Annotated in this window: 26 protein-coding genes; 19 read left to right on the forward strand and 7 right to left on the reverse strand. The window is 57.7% G+C overall.

The genetic code is table 11. The annotated features are described in order from the left end of the window. Positions 1 to 361, reverse strand: a 361-nt coding sequence (gene rpsB / locus AC5DB9_RS15165) for a 30S ribosomal protein S2 (RefSeq protein ID WP_491732077.1), incomplete at its 3' end; no start/stop codon positions are given. 289 nt (positions 362 to 650) lie between these two features. Between rpsB and map the strand changes: the two genes are divergently transcribed. The 15 genes from map to AC5DB9_RS15240 all read left to right on the forward strand — a co-directional run bounded on the left by map (position 651) and on the right by AC5DB9_RS15240 (position 12833). Then, positions 651 to 1442: a type I methionyl aminopeptidase gene (gene map, locus AC5DB9_RS15170; protein WP_028968089.1), complete on the forward strand. Its 792-nt coding sequence runs from the start codon at positions 651 to 653 to the stop codon at positions 1440 to 1442. Between the two features lie 6 nt (positions 1443 to 1448). Beyond that, positions 1449 to 4115 (forward strand): [protein-PII] uridylyltransferase, encoded by a 2667-nt coding sequence (locus tag AC5DB9_RS15175; RefSeq protein WP_273009388.1) that lies wholly within the window; start codon positions 1449 to 1451, stop codon positions 4113 to 4115. Next, the gene (gene dapC / locus AC5DB9_RS15180) at positions 4112 to 5302 is read left to right on the forward strand and encodes a succinyldiaminopimelate transaminase (RefSeq protein ID WP_272989734.1); all 1191 of its coding nucleotides are present in this window, start codon (positions 4112 to 4114) and stop codon (positions 5300 to 5302) included. The genes AC5DB9_RS15175 and dapC overlap by 4 nt, the downstream gene beginning before the upstream one ends. Further along, positions 5302 to 5988, forward strand: a complete 687-nt coding sequence (gene nth / locus AC5DB9_RS15185) for an endonuclease III (RefSeq protein WP_022957664.1) — start codon at positions 5302 to 5304, stop codon at positions 5986 to 5988. The genes dapC and nth overlap by 1 nt, the downstream gene beginning before the upstream one ends. A gap of 73 nt (positions 5989 to 6061) precedes the next feature. Further along, entirely contained in the window at positions 6062 to 6421 is a 360-nt protein-coding gene (locus tag AC5DB9_RS15190; RefSeq protein WP_022957665.1) for an ArsC family reductase, read from the forward strand. 19 nt (positions 6422 to 6440) lie between these two features. After that, positions 6441 to 7478, forward strand: a complete 1038-nt coding sequence (dapD, locus tag AC5DB9_RS15195) for a 2,3,4,5-tetrahydropyridine-2,6-dicarboxylate N-succinyltransferase (protein ID WP_272989728.1) — start codon at positions 6441 to 6443, stop codon at positions 7476 to 7478. A 117-nt stretch (positions 7479 to 7595) separates the two neighbouring features. Then, positions 7596 to 7781 (forward strand): PLDc N-terminal domain-containing protein, encoded by a 186-nt coding sequence (locus AC5DB9_RS15200; protein WP_022957668.1) that lies wholly within the window; start codon positions 7596 to 7598, stop codon positions 7779 to 7781. A gap of 5 nt (positions 7782 to 7786) precedes the next feature. Then, a complete protein-coding gene (locus AC5DB9_RS15205) occupies positions 7787 to 8266 on the forward strand; it encodes an MgtC/SapB family protein (protein ID WP_272989723.1) in 480 nt (159 codons plus the stop codon). Continuing rightward, complete coding sequence (locus AC5DB9_RS15210; protein ID WP_272989720.1) at positions 8256 to 9338, forward strand: AI-2E family transporter; 1083 nt, start codon at positions 8256 to 8258, stop codon at positions 9336 to 9338. Before AC5DB9_RS15205 ends, AC5DB9_RS15210 begins: the two co-directional genes overlap by 11 nt. Continuing rightward, a complete protein-coding gene (locus tag AC5DB9_RS15215) occupies positions 9322 to 10338 on the forward strand; it encodes an amidoligase family protein (RefSeq protein ID WP_022957671.1) in 1017 nt (338 codons plus the stop codon). Before AC5DB9_RS15210 ends, AC5DB9_RS15215 begins: the two co-directional genes overlap by 17 nt. Before the next feature lie 2 nt (positions 10339 to 10340). Next, positions 10341 to 11021 carry a gamma-glutamyl-gamma-aminobutyrate hydrolase family protein gene (locus AC5DB9_RS15220; RefSeq protein WP_272989717.1) on the forward strand — a complete coding sequence of 227 codons (681 nt, stop codon included), beginning with the start codon at positions 10341 to 10343 and terminating at the stop codon, positions 11019 to 11021. After that, the gene (locus AC5DB9_RS15225; protein ID WP_028968091.1) at positions 11018 to 11446 is read left to right on the forward strand and encodes a YqaA family protein; all 429 of its coding nucleotides are present in this window, start codon (positions 11018 to 11020) and stop codon (positions 11444 to 11446) included. The genes AC5DB9_RS15220 and AC5DB9_RS15225 overlap by 4 nt, the downstream gene beginning before the upstream one ends. A 17-nt stretch (positions 11447 to 11463) precedes the next feature. Further along, positions 11464 to 12018, forward strand: coding sequence for a YaeQ family protein (locus AC5DB9_RS15230; protein ID WP_272989713.1), 555 nt, complete (start codon positions 11464 to 11466; stop codon positions 12016 to 12018). 9 nt (positions 12019 to 12027) lie between these two features. Continuing rightward, entirely contained in the window at positions 12028 to 12444 is a 417-nt protein-coding gene (locus tag AC5DB9_RS15235) for a VOC family protein (RefSeq protein WP_272989711.1), read from the forward strand. 182 nt (positions 12445 to 12626) lie between these two features. After that, a complete protein-coding gene (locus AC5DB9_RS15240; protein WP_272989709.1) occupies positions 12627 to 12833 on the forward strand; it encodes a hypothetical protein in 207 nt (68 codons plus the stop codon). A gap of 5 nt (positions 12834 to 12838) precedes the next feature. On the opposite strand, the gene AC5DB9_RS15245 is transcribed toward AC5DB9_RS15240, so the two are convergent. Beyond that, a complete protein-coding gene (locus AC5DB9_RS15245) occupies positions 12839 to 14350 on the reverse strand; it encodes a transglutaminase-like domain-containing protein (protein ID WP_272989707.1) in 1512 nt (503 codons plus the stop codon). An 83-nt stretch (positions 14351 to 14433) separates the two neighbouring features. On the opposite strand from AC5DB9_RS15245, the gene AC5DB9_RS15250 reads away from it, so the two are divergent. The 3 genes from AC5DB9_RS15250 to AC5DB9_RS15260 are packed head-to-tail and all read left to right on the forward strand — an operon-like array spanning position 14434 to position 15738. After that, positions 14434 to 14892 (forward strand): DUF1499 domain-containing protein, encoded by a 459-nt coding sequence (locus tag AC5DB9_RS15250; RefSeq protein ID WP_272989705.1) that lies wholly within the window; start codon positions 14434 to 14436, stop codon positions 14890 to 14892. A 37-nt stretch (positions 14893 to 14929) separates the two neighbouring features. After that, positions 14930 to 15223, forward strand: a complete 294-nt coding sequence (locus tag AC5DB9_RS15255) for a hypothetical protein (RefSeq protein WP_272989703.1) — start codon at positions 14930 to 14932, stop codon at positions 15221 to 15223. Positions 15224 to 15234: 11 nt separating this feature from the next. Then, the gene (locus AC5DB9_RS15260) at positions 15235 to 15738 is read left to right on the forward strand and encodes a CYTH domain-containing protein (RefSeq protein WP_272989701.1); all 504 of its coding nucleotides are present in this window, start codon (positions 15235 to 15237) and stop codon (positions 15736 to 15738) included. On the opposite strand, the gene AC5DB9_RS15265 is transcribed toward AC5DB9_RS15260, so the two are convergent. Both AC5DB9_RS15265 and AC5DB9_RS15270 read right to left on the reverse strand, forming a co-directional pair. Further along, complete coding sequence (locus tag AC5DB9_RS15265; protein ID WP_022957680.1) at positions 15735 to 15923, reverse strand: hypothetical protein; 189 nt, start codon at positions 15921 to 15923, stop codon at positions 15735 to 15737. The genes AC5DB9_RS15260 and AC5DB9_RS15265 overlap by 4 nt on opposite strands. Before the next feature lie 185 nt (positions 15924 to 16108). Beyond that, positions 16109 to 17722, reverse strand: coding sequence for a class I adenylate-forming enzyme family protein (locus tag AC5DB9_RS15270; protein WP_022957681.1), 1614 nt, complete (start codon positions 17720 to 17722; stop codon positions 16109 to 16111). 177 nt (positions 17723 to 17899) lie between these two features. Here AC5DB9_RS15270 and dapE point away from each other — a divergent pair, with 177 nt between their 5' ends. After that, positions 17900 to 19030, forward strand: coding sequence for a succinyl-diaminopimelate desuccinylase (gene dapE, locus AC5DB9_RS15275; protein WP_272989693.1), 1131 nt, complete (start codon positions 17900 to 17902; stop codon positions 19028 to 19030). On the opposite strand, the gene AC5DB9_RS15280 is transcribed toward dapE, so the two are convergent. From AC5DB9_RS15280 to AC5DB9_RS15290, 3 genes are all read right to left on the reverse strand, one after another. Beyond that, complete coding sequence (locus tag AC5DB9_RS15280; RefSeq protein ID WP_272989690.1) at positions 19031 to 19792, reverse strand: class I SAM-dependent methyltransferase; 762 nt, start codon at positions 19790 to 19792, stop codon at positions 19031 to 19033. It lies immediately after the preceding gene. An 82-nt stretch (positions 19793 to 19874) separates the two neighbouring features. Further along, positions 19875 to 20258, reverse strand: coding sequence for a globin domain-containing protein (locus AC5DB9_RS15285; RefSeq protein ID WP_272989688.1), 384 nt, complete (start codon positions 20256 to 20258; stop codon positions 19875 to 19877). A 9-nt stretch (positions 20259 to 20267) separates the two neighbouring features. Next, positions 20268 to 20726: acyl-CoA dehydrogenase family protein (locus AC5DB9_RS15290; RefSeq protein WP_491732078.1), on the reverse strand; the 459-nt coding region annotated here is incomplete at its 5' end.

Here is a 20726-nt window from a genome sequence, read left to right on the forward strand (position 1 = left end):
TTTGGGTTTCCAGCTCGCGCAGGCGACGTACTGACTGACGAATGGTTTTGTAGTTGGTCAGCATACCGCCCAACCAACGGTGGCTCACATAAGGCATACCGGCACGGGCAGCCTGCTCGGCAACAATTTTACCGGCCGCGCGCTTGGTGCCAACAAACAATACTTTGTTTTTGTTAGCAGCCATTTTTGAAAGGGCGTCCAGCGCACTGTTCATGGCGGGCACAGTGTGCTCGAGGTTAATGATGTGGATCTTGTTGCGGGCACCAAAGATGAAAGGTGCCATTTTGGGGTTCCAGTAACGAGTCTGGTGACCGAAGTGAACGCCGGCTTGCAGCATTTCACGCATAGTGACGTGAGCCATGGTATTTTTCCTTGCTTGTCATCGGGTTAGGAACTTGTACCCATCCCGCAACCCAACCACAGCCTCGCTGCAGCACCCGGGATTACGTGTCGATGGATACGCGTCGTTTATGCCCCGCGCAGCGCACTGCGATTTCGGGGCGCGTATTTATACCACAGCCCCCACCCCGCATAAAGCCCAAATAGAGAGAAAACAGCATTCTGCGCCACCGCAGTCATCGCCTCATCGACGGCGATAGTCTACAATGTGTCGCTTTCAGTATTTTGACAGCCCGGACCCGCCGTTACCCATGAATGTAAGCATTAAAACGCCCGAAGAAATCGCCGCTATGCGCGTGGCAGGCAGACTTGCCTCCGACGTACTGGAAATGATTAGCGAACACGTCCGCCCCGGCGTGAGCACTGCCGAGCTGGACAAAATCTGCCACGACTATATTGTCAATGTGCAACACGCCATACCCGCCCCTCTCAATTATCACGGTTTCCCCAAGTCCATCTGCACATCGGTCAACGAGGTGATTTGCCACGGCATTCCTTCAGACAGCAAAATCCTGAAGAACGGCGATCTGCTGAACATCGATGTCACCGTCATCAAGGATGGCTGGCACGGCGATACCAACCGCATGTATTACGTGGGTGACGTTCCCGAGCACGCCAAGCGCCTGTGCGTAGTGACACAGGAATGTCTCTACAAAGCCATTGATATGGTAAAACCTGGCACCAAACTCAGTGAAATTGGCACAGTGATCGCGAAACACGCCCGCAACAATCACTACAGCGTCGTTGAAGAGTACTGCGGCCACGGCATTGGCCGAGGCTTCCATGAAGACCCGCAGGTACTTCATTACGGCGAGGGCTACCACCGCGGCAACGATCTGGTATTAAAGGAAGGCATGACCTTCACCATTGAACCCATGATCAACGCGGGAAAAAAGCAGACCAAACTCAACAAGAAAGATGGCTGGACCGTAACCACGCGTGACCGCCGCCTGTCGGCACAGTGGGAACACACGCTGGCCGTCACCGCTGATGGCGTGGAGGTACTGACCGCCCGTCCCGACGAGCCGTTCTACAAGGGTTAATCCCATATGAGCAGTAGCCTGCTAAACACCGAGGCGCTGCGCGAAGCCGCAGCACAATCCAATACGATGATTTCCCTCTGCAAGCGCTATCTCGGCGAATTGCAGGATGAATTAAGAGCCCGCTTCTACGCGGACGAGCCCATTCAGACACTGGTCCGGATGCGCTCCGAAAAGCTGGATATTCTGCTGCGATTCCTCTGGAGCCGCTATGACTGGGGCGATGACATTGCCCTGATTGCTGTCGGTGGCTACGGGCGCGGCGAACTGCACCCCCACTCCGATATCGACCTGCTGATTCTCACCGATGACAAGGCCGCTGATTACCGCGAGAACATCGAGAGCCTGATCACTCTGCTGTGGGATATTAACCTGGAGATCGGTCACAGTGTGCGGGGCGTGAGCGAGTGTCGCCAGGCCGCCATCGACGACATTACCATCGTCACCAATCTGATGGAGTCCCGCCCACTGAGTGGCAACGCCGAACTTCACGAACAGCTGATGGCGCTGGTTGGGCCGGATCAAATCTGGCCGAGTGCCGAATTCTTCCGGGCGAAATGGGACGAGCAAATCCTTCGCCACCGTAAGTATGCCAACACCGAATACAATCTTGAGCCGAATATCAAAAGCTCTCCCGGCGGGCTGCGCGATATTCAAATGATTGGCTGGGTCATTAAGCGCCACTTCGGCGCGCAATCCATCGATGAACTTCGCGATCGCCTGTTCCTGAGCCAGGAAGAGCTGGACACCCTGAAAGATGGCCAGAATTACCTGTGGCGTCTGCGTTTCGCCCTGCACCTGATCACCGGTCGTGAAGAGGACCGGATGTTGTTTGATCACCAACGCACCCTCGCCGCGCAATTCGGCTACGAAGACGACGACAACAAACTGGCCGTCGAGCGCTTTATGCAGCAGTACTACCGCTGGGCCCAGCATTTGGGCGAGCTGAACGACGTACTGATGCAGCACTTCGACGAAACCATTCTGCGGGCCTGCGAGGCGGAGACGGTGCTGGAAATCAATCCGCGCTTCCGCATCCGTAACGGCCACATTGAAGTGACCAACGACAAGGTCTTTGAAAAAACCCCGTCGGCACTGATGGAAATTTTTGTGCTGATGGCCCATCACGACGCGATAGATGGTGTGCGCGCCAGTACGATCCGCCTGATTCGTAAATCCCGCCACCTGATTGACGAGCAGTTTCGCGCCGACCCGCGCAATAAACGTTTCTTTCTAGAATTATTGCGTGCCCCTCAGCGGGTCGCGCTGAACCTGCGTCGCATGAAGCGCTTCGGCGTATTGGGCAAGTTCATCCCGGCCTTCGGCAAAATCGTCGGTCAGATGCAGCACGACCTGTTTCATATCTATTCGGTCGATGCCCACACCCTGGAACTCATCAAGAACATCAGCCGCTTCCGCTATCCGGACATGGTCAAGCGCTACCCGATGGCCTGCCGTATCATGCAGCGGCTACCCAAGCCGGAACTGCTGTTTCTGGCCGGACTGTTTCACGACATTGCCAAGGGCCGCGGCGGAGACCACTCCACCCTCGGCGCCGTTGACGCTCGGGAGTTCTGTGAATACCTGGGTTTGAATCGACGCGACACCAATCTTGTATCGTGGCTGGTCGAAAAACACCTTGAGATGTCGTCCGTCTCCCAGCGCAAAGACATTCAGGATCCCGATGTCATCCGCGACTTCGCTCTGATGGTGGGTGACCAGCAACACCTCGACTATCTCTTCTGCCTGACTATCGCCGACATCAACGCCACCAATCCGAATCTCTGGACCTCCTGGCGTGCCTCACTGATGCGCCAACTGTATGCCGAAACCCGCCGCGCCCTGCGCCGCGGGCTTGAAAACCCCATCGACAAGCAGGAATGGATCACCGAGACCCAGAACGAAGTGCTGGAAAAGCTTGAGGACTATGGCTTTACCGAAGCCGAAGTACGCGAGCTGTGGGGGAACACCGGCGAAGACTATTTTATCCGCGAGCAGGTGGATGATATCGTCTGGCACTGCCGGGCGATCGCCCAGCGCACATCGCCCCAAGCCTCGCTGGTTCTCGTCAAAAAAGGCGGACTACTCGACCACGAGGGCGCCACCCAGATCTTTGTGCACACGCCGTCCAAGAAAGGCATTTTCGCCGTACTGGCCGGTGCGATGGAACAGCTCGACCTGAGTATTCAGGACGCTCGCATTTATAACTCTGGCACCGGCTATACACTGGATACCTTCTACGTGCTCGGAGCAAACGGCGAACCCATCGGCGACAATCCCGTGCGAATACAGGAAATTACCGACTACCTCGTTCAGCAGCTCAGCCAACCGGAGGGCTCTCCGGAAGAAGTGCACCGTCGCATGCCCCGTCAAATGCGGCTGTTTTCCACACCCACGCGTACAAGTATGGCTACAGATCTCAACAAGGGACACACAGTGCTGGAGGTCATCACCCCAGACCGTCCTGGACTGCTGGCGCGACTCGGTACGATTTTCAATGACTACAATATCCGCCTGCAGAACGCCAAAATCGCCACCCTGGGCGAGCGGGTTGAGGACGTCTTCTTTGTTACCGATGAAGAAGACCGCCCCATCAATGACCCGGAACTCTGCACCCAGATTCAGAAAGCCATCTGTCGCGAGCTGGATGAGAAAGCGAGCAAGCAAGCCCTATGAACCCCCGTCTCAAGTCTCTTCAGGCCTACCCTTTTGAAAAACTGCGCGCCCTGCTGGGCAGCAGCCGCAGCGAGCAGGCGCACATCCCGCTTTCTATCGGCGAACCTCGCCATCCCGCCCCGCAATTTGTGGCACAGACATTGGCCGCCGAACTGGGCCGTCTCAGCAATTACCCCAGCACCAAGGGTATTCCCGAACTGCGTGAGGCGATTAGCGAATGGGCCTGCCGCCGTTTTCAGCTTGCCGGGCTGGACGCCGAACATCAGGTGCTCCCGGTAAACGGCACCCGAGAGGCCCTGTTCGCCTTTGCTCAGGCAGTGATTGACCCCAACAGCGACGCCCTGGTTTGCAGCCCCAACCCCTTCTATCAGATCTACGAAGGGGCGGCACTGCTGGCTGGAGCACAACCCTATTTTCTCCCCTGCCTTGCCGATAAGGGCTTTATTCCCGACTACGACGCGGTTGCGCCTGAGATCTGGCAACGTTGCCAACTGCTCTATTTATGCACCCCCGGCAATCCCAGCGGCGCCGTCACCGATATCGCAACACTGCAGAAATTGATTCGACTGGCCGACCAATACGACTTCGTTATTGTCAGTGACGAATGCTATTCAGAACTCTATTTTGACGAAGATGCGCCGCCACCCGGCCTGCTTCAGGCCTGCGCAGAGATGGGGCGCAACGACTATCACCGCTGCGTGGTATTCCATAGCCTGTCCAAGCGCTCCAATTTGCCGGGGCTGCGCTCTGGCTTTGTCGCGGGCGATGCCACGGTACTGGCGAGCTTCCTGCTGTACCGCACCTATCACGGCTGCGCCATGCCCGTTCAGCACCAGCTCGCCAGCGTCGCCGCCTGGCAAGATGAAGACCACGTGAAGGAAAACCGCGATCGTTACCGGGAAAAATTTACCGCGGTTCTCGAGGAGCTGGACGGTTGTCTGGACGTCGCCCAGCCCGATGCCTCGTTTTATCTGTGGGCCAAAACCCCAATTGCCGATACCGACTTTGCACAGCAGTTGTTTGAGCAACAGCATGTCACGGTACTGCCCGGCTCTTACCTCTCTAGAGAAGTCGATGGCCTCAACCCCGGTCGCGGCTATGTGCGTATGGCGTTGGTCGCCGAGCTGGACAACTGTGTAGATGCCGCCCGCCGAATTCGCCGCTTTGTCGCGGGGCTGCCCCGCTAATGTGTGAAGCCAGCAAAACAGCGCCCCGCAACCTGCTCAAGGCCGAGCGCGTCGCCTATATTCTGCAACGCCTCGACGAGCTCTACCCCGAGCAGCCCATCCCGCTGGATCACCGCGATGCCTACACGCTGCTGGTCGCCGTATTGCTGTCGGCACAGTGCACCGATGAGCGCGTCAACCAAGTGACCCCTGCACTGTTTGCGCTGGCCGACAATCCCTTTGATATGGCTAAGCAAAGCGTTGAAGCCATTCGCGAGATTATTCGTCCCTGCGGCCTCTCCCCGCAAAAGTCCAAAGCGATTAAACGGCTCTCGGAAATACTGGTAGAACAATACAACGGCGAAGTTCCACAGGACATGGATGCACTGGAAGAACTTCCCGGTGTCGGCCACAAAACAGCCAGCGTGGTAATGTCTCAGGCTTTTGGGGTCCCCGCTTTCCCCGTCGATACGCATATCCATCGTCTCGCTCAGCGCTGGGGGCTGAGCAGCGGTAAAAGCGTCGCCCAGACCGAGAAAGACCTGAAAAGATTATTTCCCAAAGACCGATGGAATGCCCTGCACCTGCAGATCATCTATTACGGCCGGGAATACTGCAGCGCCCGCGGTTGCGATGGCACGGTCTGCGAAATCTGCCGACACTGCTTCCCTGCCCGCAGACATCCCAAGAAAACCCGCAAAGCTTGATGGCCTGCCGCCGTGAACCGTCGGCGGCTTTTTGCTATGATGGCGCGCCGTTTGAAACGCAGAAAACATAGCCATGAGCATCACGCTATACGGAATCAAGAACTGCGACACTGTGCGCGCCGCCCGGCGCTGGCTGGAGCAGCATCAAATCGAGCACCGCTTTCAGGATGTCCGCGACGAATCCCTGAGCACTGAGCAGTTGCAACAGTGGCTCGCCGAACTGGGCAGCGACAAACTGGTAAACAAACGCAGTACCACCTGGAAGCAACTGAGCGACAGCCAACGCCAGGCACTGAGCGATGACACGGCGGTCGCCCTGCTGCTGGAGCACCCTACTCTGATGAAACGCCCGCTGCTGGACACCGGCAACGAGCGAGTACTGGGCTTTAAAGCCGACCAGTACCAAAACCTTTTTACCCATCACACGCTTTAAGCCTGCAAGAGAGAATCTAATGAGCGAATCACTTTTCAGCCTGGGCCTCGGCCTGGGTAGCCAAAACAGCAAAGGCGAATGGCTGGATATTTTCTACCCCCAGCCGCTGGTGCAACCCAGCGACGCCCTGTGCAAGGCCATTGCCCCCATCGTGGAATACAAAGGCGGCAATGCCGCTATTGCCGTCAAAAGCGAGCAAATGAGCCGTGTGGCTGAAGCCGCCAAAGCCGCGGGCGACAGTGCCCAGGCCGATATCGCGGCACAATTGGCCAGCAGCTCCCAGCCGCTGGTGGTTACCCTGTTGGCCGAAGACGCGGCCCCCAGCTCGGTGCCCGAGGGCTATCTGAAACTGCATCTGCTTTCTCACCGTCTCGCCAAGCCACATTCACTGGACCTGACCGGCCTGTTCGGCGTACTGCCCAATGTCGCCTGGACCAACCAGGGGCCGGTAGACCTGCGTGAACTGCCCCAGCGCCAGCTCGACGCCAGAATGAAAGGTGAGCTGCTGGAAATCATGTCAGTGGATAAATTCCCGAAAATGACCAACTACGTGGTTCCCGCCGGCGTGCGCATTGCCCACACCGCGCGTGTTCGTCTCGGCGCTTACCTCGGCGAAGGTACCACCATCATGCACGAGGGCTTCGTCAACTTTAATGCTGGCACCGAAGGCCCGGGCATGATCGAAGGCCGTATTTCGGCAGGTGTAATGATCGGTGCGGGCTCCGACCTCGGCGGCGGTTGCTCCACCATGGGCACGCTGTCTGGCGGTAACAATATTATTATTTCCATCGGCAAAGAGTGCCTCGTCGGTGCCAACGCCGGTGTAGGTATTCCGCTCGGCGACCGCTGCACGATCGAAGCCGGGCTTTACATCACCGCGGGCTCAGTCGTGGCGATGATTGACGATAAAGGAGAGCAAGTCGGTACCGCCAAAGCCCGCGACCTGGCAGGCCAATCTGACCTGCTGTTCCGCCGTAACTCGAAGAACGGCGCTATCGAAGTTCTCACCAACAAATCAGCCATCGCACTGAACGAAATGCTTCACGCACACAACTGACGCTGGCATATCTTATCTCGACTGATAAAGCCGCCATTCCTATGGCGGCTTTTTTTTATGTGAACTCTCCGCCCATCGTCTACTCTATTGTGTAAGCAAATAGTGGGAGGAGAACAGATGGAGTTGCAAATTACCGGCCTGCTTGGACTGCTGGTATTTATCGCCGATATCTGGGCCATTCTTAATATTGTTCAAAGTCGCAACAGTTCCGGCAGCAAGCTGCTGTGGATTGTGCTGATTCTTCTGCTGCCGGTGCTCGGACTGGCGATCTGGTTTTTTGCGGGGCCCCGGGAACCTCGCTGAACCTTATGACGTTATTGCCAGATATCAACTGGCCACTGATTGCTCACCACCTGACTCAACTCGCCGTTGCCTATGTGTTGTCGGTTCCCATCGGCTGGAACCGGGAAGCGGCATCACGCGGGGTAGGTCTGCGCACATTTCCGCTGGTCGCGATTGCCTGCTGCGCTTATCTGCTGATCGGTCGCGACGTCCTCAGTGGTTCAGAATCCCATGCGCGCTTAATGTATGGTCTGATGAGTGGCATCGGCTTTATCGGCGGTGGCGCCATTCTCAAACAAGAGGGCACGGTTAGTGGCACCGCCACAGCAGCAGCCATCTGGTCAACCGGTGCCATTGGCACAGCGGTTGCGTGGCAACGCTATGAAATCGCCATTGTGGTAAGCATCATTACAGTTATTACACTCAGGGCGCTAAGCCCGCTGAAACGCTTTGCTCACAGCAACGACAAACGCAAAAAGCGATACCGGGAGACACATGGAGAGTAAGCAAGCGAAGATCAACGACTGGGCCTTGGCGCTACTGGCCTTGCTCGCAGTGCTGTATACATTGCGACTGGCCAGGGACGTGCTGCTGCCAATCACACTGGCATTGATCTTCGCCCTGCTGCTGGCCCCCGCCGTCAGTCGTCTTCAACAGTGGCGCGTTCCCCGCAGTCTTGCAGCGCTGCTGCTGATTGCCATCAGCGTCGGCGGTATTGGTGGCGGTTTTTATGCATTAGCTTCCCCGGCCAGCGAATGGCTTCAACGCGCACCGGAGGCCGTATCGGTGATTCGTGATCATCTGCACGATGTGAACGGCGATACCGGCGACGTCGATGCGGCCACGGCCAGCCTGGATTCGCTCGCCAAGGAATTCTCCAGCCCTCCAGACCCCGAAATCAAGAAGGTACTTATTGCCGACCCCGGCTGGCGGGGAGAAGTCTGGGAGACACTGAAGAATTTTGGTGTGTATGGCACGCTGAGCGTCATCATGCTGTTTTTTCTACTCAGCTCTGGCGAAGCGCTCATCCAACGCTTCATCAACAGCCTCCCCAGCCACCGCGACAAAACGACCGCCAAAGAACTGGTCGGGCAAGCGCAGCAGCAAATGTCTCGCTATCTGCTGACGATTACCCTGGTTAATGCAGCGGTCGGTGCAGTAACGGCCTTTGGTCTCTGGCTGATTGATTTCCCCGACCCGGCCCTGTGGGGCGCCTTAGCCGCCTTACTGCGTTACATTCCCTATCTTGGGGTCAGCATCACGGTCATGCTGCTGTGTATTGTCAGCGCGGTAAGCTTTGACAGCCTGACGGGCATATTGATCGCGCCAATGGGCTACGCGCTTTTTACCGCGATGGTCGGACAATTTGTCGACCCCTTCGTGCACGGAATGCGTTTCAGCCTTAACCCTATTGTGGTGTTTCTCTGGATCTTTTTCTGGGGCTGGCTGTGGGGTGCGCCCGGCGTCCTGCTGGCGGTGCCTCTGCTGACCCTGTTTCAGGTCGTCTGCCAACACGTAGAACGCCTGCAAGCTATCGCTCACATCATAGGAGAAGACGCTGATGTTTCCAGGTCTTGAGCAATACCGTGCCCAACTGTGGCCCCTGCCCCCGCAACGCGACACCCGCGAGGGGAAAGAGCGCCGCCTGGGCGTGGAGATTGAATTCACCGGCATGGATATGCCGGAGATTGCCCAGTGCATTACCGAGCAGTTTGGTGGCGAGATTCAGCGCGGCTCCGAGTATGAATACACCGTCGCCAATACCGAGTTTGGCGACTTCGGCATCGAACTTGACTCCGCCTACATCAAACGCCTCGGCCGCGAGCGGGAAGAAGCCGGGCAGGCCAGCGAATTTGAAGAGCTGACAGAATCGCTGGTGGGGCTGGTTGCCCGCCAGTTGGTGCCGTTTGAAATTGTGGCGCCACCAGTCGAAATCAGCCAGCTCTGGCGATTGGAAGATCTGTTCTTGATGTTGCGCAAAGAGGGCGCAGAAGGCACGCAGGCATCAGCAAAAAACGCATTTGGCTTGCAACTGAATCCGGAGATGCCCGATTGCGAGGCGGACACCATTCTGAACTACTTACGGGCATTCCTGTGTCTGTATGAGTGGTTGATCTGGCGCAGCCCCGTGGACTTCAGCCGCCGACTGACCAGCTATACCGATCCATTCAAACGCGAGTATCTGCGACATGTCCTCGCGCCGGATTACCAACCGGATATCGGCACGCTGATCGACGATTACATTCGCTTTAATCCCACCCGCAATCGCGCCCTGGACTTGCTGCCACTGTTCGCGCACGTCGACGAAGAAAGGCTGCGCGCAAAAATTGACGACCCGCGAGTCAAAGCCCGACCAACACTGCATTACCGGCTACCGAACAGTTTGATTGGCGACCCGCAATGGGGGCTGATTCACCCTTGGCGCGACTGGCTGCAAGTGGAGGCACTGGCTGCCGATACAACGCGACTCAATGCGGTATGTCGTCACTATCGAGAGCACATTGAGAGTGCAACCAGCGGTTTATTCAGCGATTGGGCGCAGCGAGTCAGCCTGCATTTGATACCGGAGCTGTTGTAGACGTGTCGATACTTCACCGCCACCACCCTGTTATCGGCGTGACCGGCGAAGACCGCCGCCTGCCAATTTCCTGGTGGTTTATTCGCTCAGCGCTGCGACGCGTCGGTGCGCAGGCGATTCACCTGACCCCGGCTCACAAGGAGATACCCCAGCACCTGGATGGCCTGATTATCAGTGGCGGCGACGATATTGATCAGGGCCTGTATTTACCCGAAGCGCCGGAAGTGGCGCCGATGAATCCGCGGCGTGACCGCTTCGAGATTGCGGTGCTGGAGCGGTTTCTTCCACGCTCACTACCTATTCTCGGTATTTGCCGGGGAGCGCAGCTGCTGAACGTGGTGCTCGGCGGCAGCCTGCATGTCGACCTGCGTCACTTGCGTCGACGCACCAGCAATCGCCGCATGCTATTACCCCATAAAACACTGATGCTGGATGCGGGCAGTCATATGGAGGAAATCCTGGGGACTGAACGCTGCCACATCAATAGCCTTCACCATCAGGCCATCGACCGTCTCGGCGAAGGCATGGTGGTCAGCGGACGAGACCTTGACGGTATTACGCAGGCCGTCGAGGCCGCCGACGGGCATTTCCGCATGGGTGTGCAGTGGCACCCGGAGTACCTTCCCTTTCAGCGTCCCCAGCGCCGCCTGTTCAAAGCCCTGTGCGAGGCCGCGAGCCAATGATCAGTCAATATCTCCTGCTGTTCGCTGCGGCTTTTGGCGCCGCGACCCTGCTGCCCTTCTATTCAGAAATTCTGTTAATTGCGCAACTGGAGTCCGGACTCACTCCCCTTTGGCTGTGGCTGGCGGCCAGCGCCGGCAATACCCTCGGCGCCGGGGTTAACTGGTGGATGGGTATGAAGTTGAGCCACTACGCCGATCGCCGCTGGTTTCCCGCCCGCAAAAAAGACCTGGAACGCGCACAAGGCTGGTTCGGCCGCTACGGCAAGTGGACATTGCTCATGTCCTGGCTGCCGGTAGGTGGTGATGCCCTGACAGTGGTGGGCGGCATCATGCGCGTCCCGCTGCCGAGCTTCTTCTTGTTAGTCGCCACGGGTAAAAGTCTGCGCTATGCCATTCTCATCCTCGGGTACAATGCAGCGGTTTAAACTTCAGGACGTGAGCCATGGCACTGAGCGCCAGCATTTTTAAAGCCGATATCGATATCAGCGACCTTCGGCGCCATTACTATCATTCACACAGCCTCACCCTCGCCCGCCATCCGTCAGAGACCAACGAGCGAATGATGCTGCGTCTGCTCAGCTTCGCGCTGTTTGCCGATGAACAGCTGAGCTTCACCCGCGGCCTCAGCAATGACGATGAACCCGACCTCTGGCTGAAGGAGTTACACGGCAGTATTCGGCTGTGGATCGAACTCGGCCAACCCAGTGCCAAACGACTCCGCCGCGCACGCAGCCAGGCAGAACATGTTGTCGTTATCAGCTACGGCGGCCGCCCGGCTTCGCAGTGGTGGCGGGATGAAGGAGAACAGCTATCGAAGGAAAACTGGCTGAGCGTGCTGGAAATCCCCAGCGATGCCTCCCAAGCACTGGCGGAGTGGGCGCAACGCGGTATGCAGCTGCAACTCACGCTGGATGAAGACAGTATCTGGGTGTCCAGCGCCGAGCAGTCGTTACAAATTCAGCCTGTGCTACGCTGTGGCAACATCCTCAACCACTGATCGGACATCATGATTCATATTCAAGACATTGATCACGTCGTGCTCCGCTGCGCGCGCATCGATACCACCCTCGCGTTCTATCGCGACACACTCGGCGCAACCGTGGAGCGCACACTCGAAGAACTCGGGCTTTACCAGCTTCGCGTCGGCACAGCCCTCATTGATCTGGTACCGGTAGACAGCCCCTTGGGGCAGGAAGGTGGTGCCGCACCGGGACTTGAGGGGCACAACATGGACCACCTGTGTTTGCGCCTGGAACCCTTCGACGGGGCCGCCGTTCTCAATTACCTGGATCAGCAACAGATTCCCCATGGCGGCCTTGAGCGGCGCTACGGCGCGAGCGGTTTTGGTCCATCCATTTACTTGACCGACCCCGAAGGCAACCGTATTGAATTGAAAGGCGCTGCCGACTCACTGCAAAAGTGACAGGAATAGGTCATGAATATCAAAAATTCATGACAAATTCATATAAAAACCGACGTTGAAACAAATTCGTCATCAAGATGTAACAGACGCCCCGCATACTGCGCAGCATCGAAAAGCCTTTGTGCCGATCCATTATTTTCATTGAACCGACAGGCTGCCCGCGCAGCTATAGGGAGCGTTTTATGTCACTGATCTCTACATGCAAAAAACTGATCGCCGGTGCTGCACTGGCTGCTGCGTCACTGCTGGCCGTTGCCGATGAGCCGCAACTGCTGCTGGAAGAAGTGACCGTTATCGGTGCCGTTCGCGCGTCCGATGCCGTTAGCGTTGACAACATTGACGTCGCTGGTGACGAGCAACTGGTCGAGATGCCGGTCGCGTACGAGTAAGGGCATCACGGCTCGGCGGGACGGCTTCTCAGCTGTACCGCCGAATCAATACTCAGCGTATCCAACAAGGTATTCATTGCCAGAAAACTGGCCTGATCACCTTCAGCACTCAGCGCCAGCGCGATATAACCGGCGGTAAACGCACCCAAGCCGCTGTCAAAGCTTTCCCAGCGATCACCCGTCCAGGCCTGCACCCACATATGGGGCACAAACACAAAGCGCCTACCTAAAAAGCGTTCATTGTTATAGGCCAAGCCCATTACTAAACGGCTGGGAATTCCAGCGGCACGCCCCAGTGCCGCCAATAACAGCGCGTGCTCCGTGCAATCTCCATGGCCGGACTGTAGAGCATCCAACGCCGTGCCATAACCGCTGTAGGTAGCCACTTCATCCATATGCCCGGTAACAAAGCGGGTCAAACGCTGCATGGCTGCTCGCGGGCTCAATTCCGCATCGCCAAGCACCTCCTCCACCACCCGCTGCATGGCGGAATCGTGGTGTGGCAGCCAGTAGTTGGCAGCCATCGCTGCCTGCAATGATCCTCTGTCGGGGGCTGATTCATCACCGCAATCGTCGCAAATGCTGACCAGCAACTTGTCGTCTTGCCGACGCACCTGCTGTTCACCTGTCGCAGGAAGCTCAGCATCAGCCACACCGCCAAGCTGGTAGCGGATCTTTCCGCGCAGCGCCTCATCACTGATGCGATAGGGAGAACGAATCAAACGCTGATACACATGCTGCGGCGGCTGTAGGGCCTGATCCCGGCAACGCTCGTCACAAGGCAGCAGCCAGAGATCACTCCCCGCCGAAAGATTGCGCTCGGCAATCGGCGTAAAGTTCACATCGCTGAACCATTCCGCTTGCCACTGCCAGCCCCGCTCTGTTTGCCGCTCACGATCGATGCGCCAAGCAATCTGCTGCAGCCAGGGCAGCAACAGCTCACGCTGCTCGGGATCCAGCGGAGACTGACTGATCGGTGTAAAACGGTAGCGAATGGTCTCCAGCGTCAAGCTCGAAAAACTCCACTCTCGGGTTACCAAGGGAGCCTGCCCCCGGTTTTCCAACATGCTGCGCTGCAGTGCCACAGGAAACAGCGGGGCCGACTCCAGGCGGATCGCATTTCTGCGCTCGGCCTGTTGCAATTGCCAGCCATCCCCCTGCCTGATCAACTGCAAACGGTGATTAGCGGCCTTGGAGCGGAGTTGTTTGCTGGCCGATAACCCCTGTGCATCCCGCGATTCCACATAATCCAGCCGCACACGACTGATACTGACCGGCGCACCCGGTTGCTGCACCGCAATATCCGTGACCTCACTGCTGAAACAGCGTTCGCCCGCGCAATAATGCCACTGCTGGCGACGGCCCAGTGGCTGACCATCGCGCTGTAATACCTGCCAGCGGCTTTCGACCCCGACCGGCGGCGACGGCGGCACGTTCGGCGCCGGGCTCGCCGCACAGGCACACAAAAAGACTGACAGGAGACTCACACCGCGACGAAACACCACTACACTACCCATGTAAAACGATGCCTAAGCCTAACAGAAAACCCTTTTCAAACTGTGAACGTAACAACTGAATATCTGGCCCTGCGGAACCGACAATGAAAATATCCTCTGTCCGCCACATTTTTCTCGCGCTGGCGCTGCCCGTCACTGTCAGCCTCGGCGCTTGCAGCGCGCCGCCTGCCGTTCAGCAGCTTGAAAAAGCCCCCGAGCTGGCCCCCTGCCCGCCCTCGCCCAATTGCGTATCCAGCCTCAGTCGTGACGACTCGCAGTATGTGCCCGCATTTACGGCAAATACCGCAGACGATTGGCAGCGCCTGCAATCACTGCTGCTAAGCTCACCGCGCAGCTATCCTTTGGCACGTGCCGATCACTATCTCCACGTTGAAGTACGCAGTGCACTGCTGCGCTTTCGCGATGATGTCGAACTTCGCTACTCCCCGGAGCAGCAACGTATCGATGTGCGCAGCGCTTCTCGACTGGGGCACTACGATTTTGGTGTAAATCGTCAGCGTGTCGATGCCTTGCGTGCCCGTTACGAGCAGCCGCCCCCCTAGCGCAGTCAGCCGCAGCAGATTGTGCGACAATGCGGCCATGCGCAAAACCGACAAACACCGCGAACGCCAGATTATCGATGCCCTCAATACCGTGTGCGAGCGCGCACTGGAGCGGTCACTGCCCGGCTTTACGTGGCTGACGCACCACGTCGACTACCAGCGCTTTCCCAACAGCCTGACTGTCTTCTGCATCGTGGAAGGTAATGCCCCAAACAGCGAGGCCTGGTTGGTGGAAGCCGTTTGCAAAGCGCTGCGAGACTGCAATATCCCTTTGCCATCGAGCCGCTGCCACTGCCTGAGTGAAGCCAGCTATCAGCAGCGCTTCGGCTAACAGGACACAACATGAGTGAGCAATACCTGGAAATCGAACGCAAATTCCGGCTGCGCGATGAGCGCTGGCGACACGCAGTGGACGGCCTTGAAGCGCAACGGCTGGTGCAGGGCTATCTCAGTCGCGATCCGCAGCGCAGCGTACGCGTGAGACTGGCTGGAGATACTGCATGGCTGACCGTCAAGGGCATGAGTGAAGGGGCCAGCAGGTTGGAGTTTGAATATGCTATTCCGGCGGCGGACGCAGAGGCCATGCTGGCCCTGTGCGAAGGTCCCCTGATCGACAAGCAGCGCTACCGGCTGCCGATAGACAACGATACGCGGTACTGGGAAATTGATGAATTTTTCGGCGATAACGCCGGACTGGTCGTCGCCGAGCTGGAGCTGCAAAGTGAAAACGAAACTGTCCCCCAGCCGTCATGGCTGGGAGAAGAGGTTACCGGCGATCCCAACTACTACAACTCCAACCTCAGCCAGCGACCATTTGCGTACTGGACTGAAGAAGAACGCCGTTAGAGAACGTCGGTAATCACCGAACTGTTAATACCGACTGCACGATGAGGCAGAAAGCGCGGCCCTGACAGCTGCTCGATCTTGCCGCCCTTTTTCAGAAATGCATCGACCTGTCGGGAAATCTGTTCGCGCAGCGCGTGCTGATGATACTGGGAGTGCATGGACATCGAAGGGGTATTGCGGCGCATTGTCGGCTCCTTCTGGCATAAGCGTAAGTAATCAGCGGCAGCGACTCCGCTACCGACACAGCAGATGCTAGCGAGTGGCAATGACAATCCCGCGATGCTTTTATGACAGACTGACAACAGCGCAGGCAATCAGACAGGCATAAAAAAAGGCCGCCGAAGCGACCTTTCTCTGTCCCTCTGTTTTCTTACACAGCGGGCATTTCGTCGGCCATTTCACGCAGCTTATTCTTGGCGACTTTTTCCAGCGCAGCGCGCGGGAACTCGTCCACAAAGTACACCGCTCGGGGCACTTTGAAATCAGCCAGATTAGCTTTGCAATGATCGATGATCGCCTGAGCAAAGGCGTCCTCATCCTCCGGCGCGCCCCAGCCTTTGATCACAAAGGCAACCGCAACCATATCGAGCATCTCGTGGGATTTTGCGACCACAGCCACTTCGCCGATACCGCCACCGGGCACCTGCATGATGGTTTCTTCAACCTGGCGCGCCGATACGTTTTCGCCACCGACTTTCAGAGCGTCCTTATCGCGATCAGAGAAGTAGAAATGCCCCTCATCGCCGATATGCACCATGTCGCCGGTTTTAAACCAGCCATTGTCGGTAAATGACTTGGCCATCGCCTCGGGATTTTTGTAGTACTCGAGGAAGATGTTCACGCCGCGTACGCCGTGCACCCACAGCTCACCAATTTCACCTTTTTTGCAAGGCTCGCCGGTCTCGGGGTTCACGACCGCCAGGTGATACCCCGGCGTCGGCTTACCGATACTCCCCTGAGGCCATTCCTGCACGAAATCAGAGCGAGTCGCATGGGTTACGGTCTCGGTCATGCCCCAGCTTGCAAAGGGCTGTGCCTTCAGCCAGCCCTCGATTTCCTTCCAGATAATACCCATCGGCATCACTTTCAAGCTGTGCTGCTCAGGCACCGGCTGCGGGCCGATTGCCTTGAAGACAAAAGGAATCATCGAGCAGTGGGTCACCTGATACTTGTCGATAATCTCCCAGAAGCGACTGGCGGAGAATTTCGGCAGCAGCACGGCGGTACCGCCCACACCCAGCGAGCCCCAGAAAGCCCAGCTCTGACAGTTCACGTGGAAGAACGGCAGAAAGCCCAGGTAGACGCTGTCACGGTTCATGTTCATGCTCTGGGAACCCATAGTCCCTGACCACAGCGCATTAGCATGGGTATGCACCACCGCCTTGGGCAGCGAGGTGGTACCTGAGGTAAACATGATACCCGCAGGCAGCATCGGCTCGGCAGGGCGCTCAGGAACCGTAGCCGGATCGCCGAAGAGGCTGCCGAATGTCGCTTCGTCATGCTCCTCACCAGCCTCGGCCGCTTCACCAGAATTGTCGTCGGTCACCACAATCCACTGCACGTTCTTGGCATTGGCTTTGATCTCTTTGACAAATTTGGGCTGGGTAATCACCCCTACGGCTTCAGTGTGATCGGCAAAGTATTCGATCTCACCCCCCACACAGCGCGTATTGGTCGTCACCCCAACAGCACCCAGCTTGGCACAGGCATACCAGGCCAGTACCATTTCCGGGCAGTTTTCGGCGTGAATCATCACTTTGTCGTGTTTGCGAACGCCCTTGGCGTACAGGCCCGCAGCCACCTTGCTGGTTTCTTCGTCAAAGGCTTTGTAGGTCCAGCGCTGGTCTTCACCAGAACGCGGCTCCCAGATCATAAACGGGTGATCGGGGCGCACCTGGGCCCAGTGCCGCAGGCGTTGCGGAATATCCTGATCGGCAAAATCAAACTGCGCAGCGGCAGCAGCAACGTCCAGATCCAAACTCATAGCCACTCCTTCGTTATTGGTTAGGCATTGTAGGGCGATAAAATAGCCTTGATCTTACCCAGCCACCTTGGCCGCCACTATGACAAAACCACTCATCCCAGTGACATTTTGAACAGTCCCCTGCCTGTGCCCCATCTCTGTTAAAATGCGCGTTTTTACACTTGCCGAGCATTGATTATGAGCCCGACCCTCGAACTTGCCATCGACCTGATTAAACGGCGCTCCGTCACGCCAGAGGACGAAGGCTGTCAGGCACTGATGATGGAACGCCTCAGCGCCGCCGGTTTTCACTGCGAAGCACTGCGCTTTGGCGAGGTCGATAATTTCTGGGCCGTACGCGGCGATAGCGGTCCTCTGCTGTGCTTTGCCGGTCACACTGATGTCGTCCCTACCGGCCCCGAAGGACAGTGGCAAACCCCACCTTTCGAGCCGGAAATCAGCGACGGCATGCTGCGCGGACGCGGTGCCGCCGACATGAAGGGCAGCCTTGCCGCGATGGTGACCGCCTGTGAGCGCTTTGCCGCCACTCACCCCGACCACAATGGCCGCATCGCCTTCCTGATTACCAGCGACGAGGAAGGCCCCGCCAAAAACGGCACGGTGAAAGTGGTCGAATGGCTGGAAGCGCGCAACGAGAAAATCGACTGGTGTGTGGTAGGAGAGCCCTCGTCCACGACCCGCGTGGGCGATGTGATCAAGAACGGTCGCCGTGGCTCGCTGGGAGCGGTAATGACGGTACGCGGCGTGCAGGGCCATGTGGCCTATCCCCACCTGGCCAAGAACCCCATCCATCTCGCGGCCCCCGCACTGGCAGAACTGGCCGCAGAGCAGTGGGATGAGGGCAATGACTTTTTCCCCGCCACGTCCTTCCAGATCTCCAATATCAATGGCGGTACTGGCGCGACCAATGTCATACCCGGCGAGTTGCAGGTGGTGTTTAATTTCCGCTTTTCCACCGAACTGACCGCCGAGATTTTGCAGCAGCGCACTGAAGCCATCCTCGACAAGCACGAGCTGGACTATCACATTGACTGGCAACTGAGCGGCCAGCCCTTCCTCACTGCGGAAGGTCCCTTGGTGGAAGCGGCACAACAGGCCATACGACGTGTGACGGGCGAAGACACCGAACTCTCGACGGCAGGCGGCACCTCCGACGGACGCTTTATCGCTCCGACGGGCGCACAAGTCGTGGAGCTGGGGCCAGTGAATGCCACCATTCATAAGGTGGACGAATGCGTGATGGCCGAGGATCTGAACCTGTTGAGCCAAATGTACGAAACCATGATGGAGCAACTGCTGGCGACGTAATCAGTCCTTGGGAAAGGCCTTGATCGGATAAACGTCGAAACGCACAGCCTTACCGTCGATACTGAACTGCGGCGCCCTGGGACCATCGATAACCGGTGCTCTGGGTGGCCGCTTCACCACCACCCGATAGCGGGCGGCACCTAGGGCCGCCGTCAACAGCGCGTCGGCGTCGTCATCCCTGCCCACCAACTGATGGAACATCTGCATTTCTTTTTTCACCAGCGCCGACTTACCGGACTCGGGAAACATCGGATCGAGATAAATCACATCGGCCAGTGGCTCTGCTCCGGCCGCCGAGAGAAACGCAACGGCACTGCCTTCGATCAGCGACATGCGACTGACCACCGCATCGCTGTCATCTGTCCGCCCCCGACGCAGACCGTCTGCCAGCAGCGCCGCCACGACCGGCTGACGTTCGCAGAGTGTCACCTCGGCTCCGTAGCTCGCGAGTAACAGGCTGTCTCTACCCAGCCCTGCTGTCGCATCGATGACCGTCAGCCCGTCCCGGCGACCGCCGATGGCTTTCAACAACAGCTCCTTGCCGCGATGACGGTTGCGTAACTGCGCCACAAAATCCACACATACCGGATTCTGCCGCGCCGCGGGTGACAGCCCCAGGCTCAAACGTCGATCAGCGTAAAAGACGTATTGTTGCGCCGGATCACTCTGCCATTCCGACACGCAGGACAAACCCAGACGCCCGGCAAGCTGCGGGGCATCCTCGGGATCGCCATCTTGAACATAAAAAAGTGGAGCGGGCATTGCGTGAAGACACCGGACAAATTTCGCTAGCGATTGTAGCGCGCCGTTGGCAAAAACCACCAGCCGCAGCGGCTAAACCCGGTCAGGCCTTGGCTGTTTTGGCTTCCAGCATCCGGGTAATCGCCGCCAGTGGTGGCATCAGCATTTGTTTGAGCTGCTCCGCATCGTCGCGGTCTGACAGCGCATCGGCGAAGCAGTCCAACCACTGCTGACTGTGCCGAGGCTGGATACCCAGCGGCTTGTGGGCAGCGGTGATGCACATGCTGCCTCGAGATTCCATATACACCGGCGGCCCACCCATCCAACTGATGAGATATTGAGAGAAATACTCGCGCACAGGTCCAAGGTCCTGCGCATGCATGGCGCGAATCTCTGCGTAGCGGGCCTCGCTGTCCATATACTGGTAAAACCGGTCGACCAGGTGGCGAATACCCGCTTCGCCCAACATCTCATAGGGAGATTGCACGACTGACTCCTACAGGAAAAAATCCGTGTTTTTGGCACCCAACAGGGTCGCCCCGAGGTTGCGCCCAAACTTGAAGGGATTGTTGGCCACGTGCTGGCGACCCGCATTGATATCCAGCCACGCCCGATTCAGGGGATGCCCACGGAAAATACCCTGCGCCCCACAGGCAATAAAGAGTTCATTAACGGCGTCGGCGCATTTCTTGGAAATACTGGCCGCGTGGAAGCGACGCTGAATACGCTCACTCATTTCCAGACTTTCGCCGCGCTCGGCACTGTTAACGAAATAATTCAAATCATCGCGCAAGGTCGCCCGACATTCAGCCACCGCTGCCACCGCATTGGCCAGCGCCATCTGCACGTTCGGATCCTGAGCCACTTTGGCACCGTCATTCAGTCCCACGCGCTCGCGATTGACCTCGATGTAACTGTTGACGACGCCCTGCAAGGCACCGATGGAAGAGCAGGC

This window comes from Spongiibacter sp., assembly GCF_984394615.1.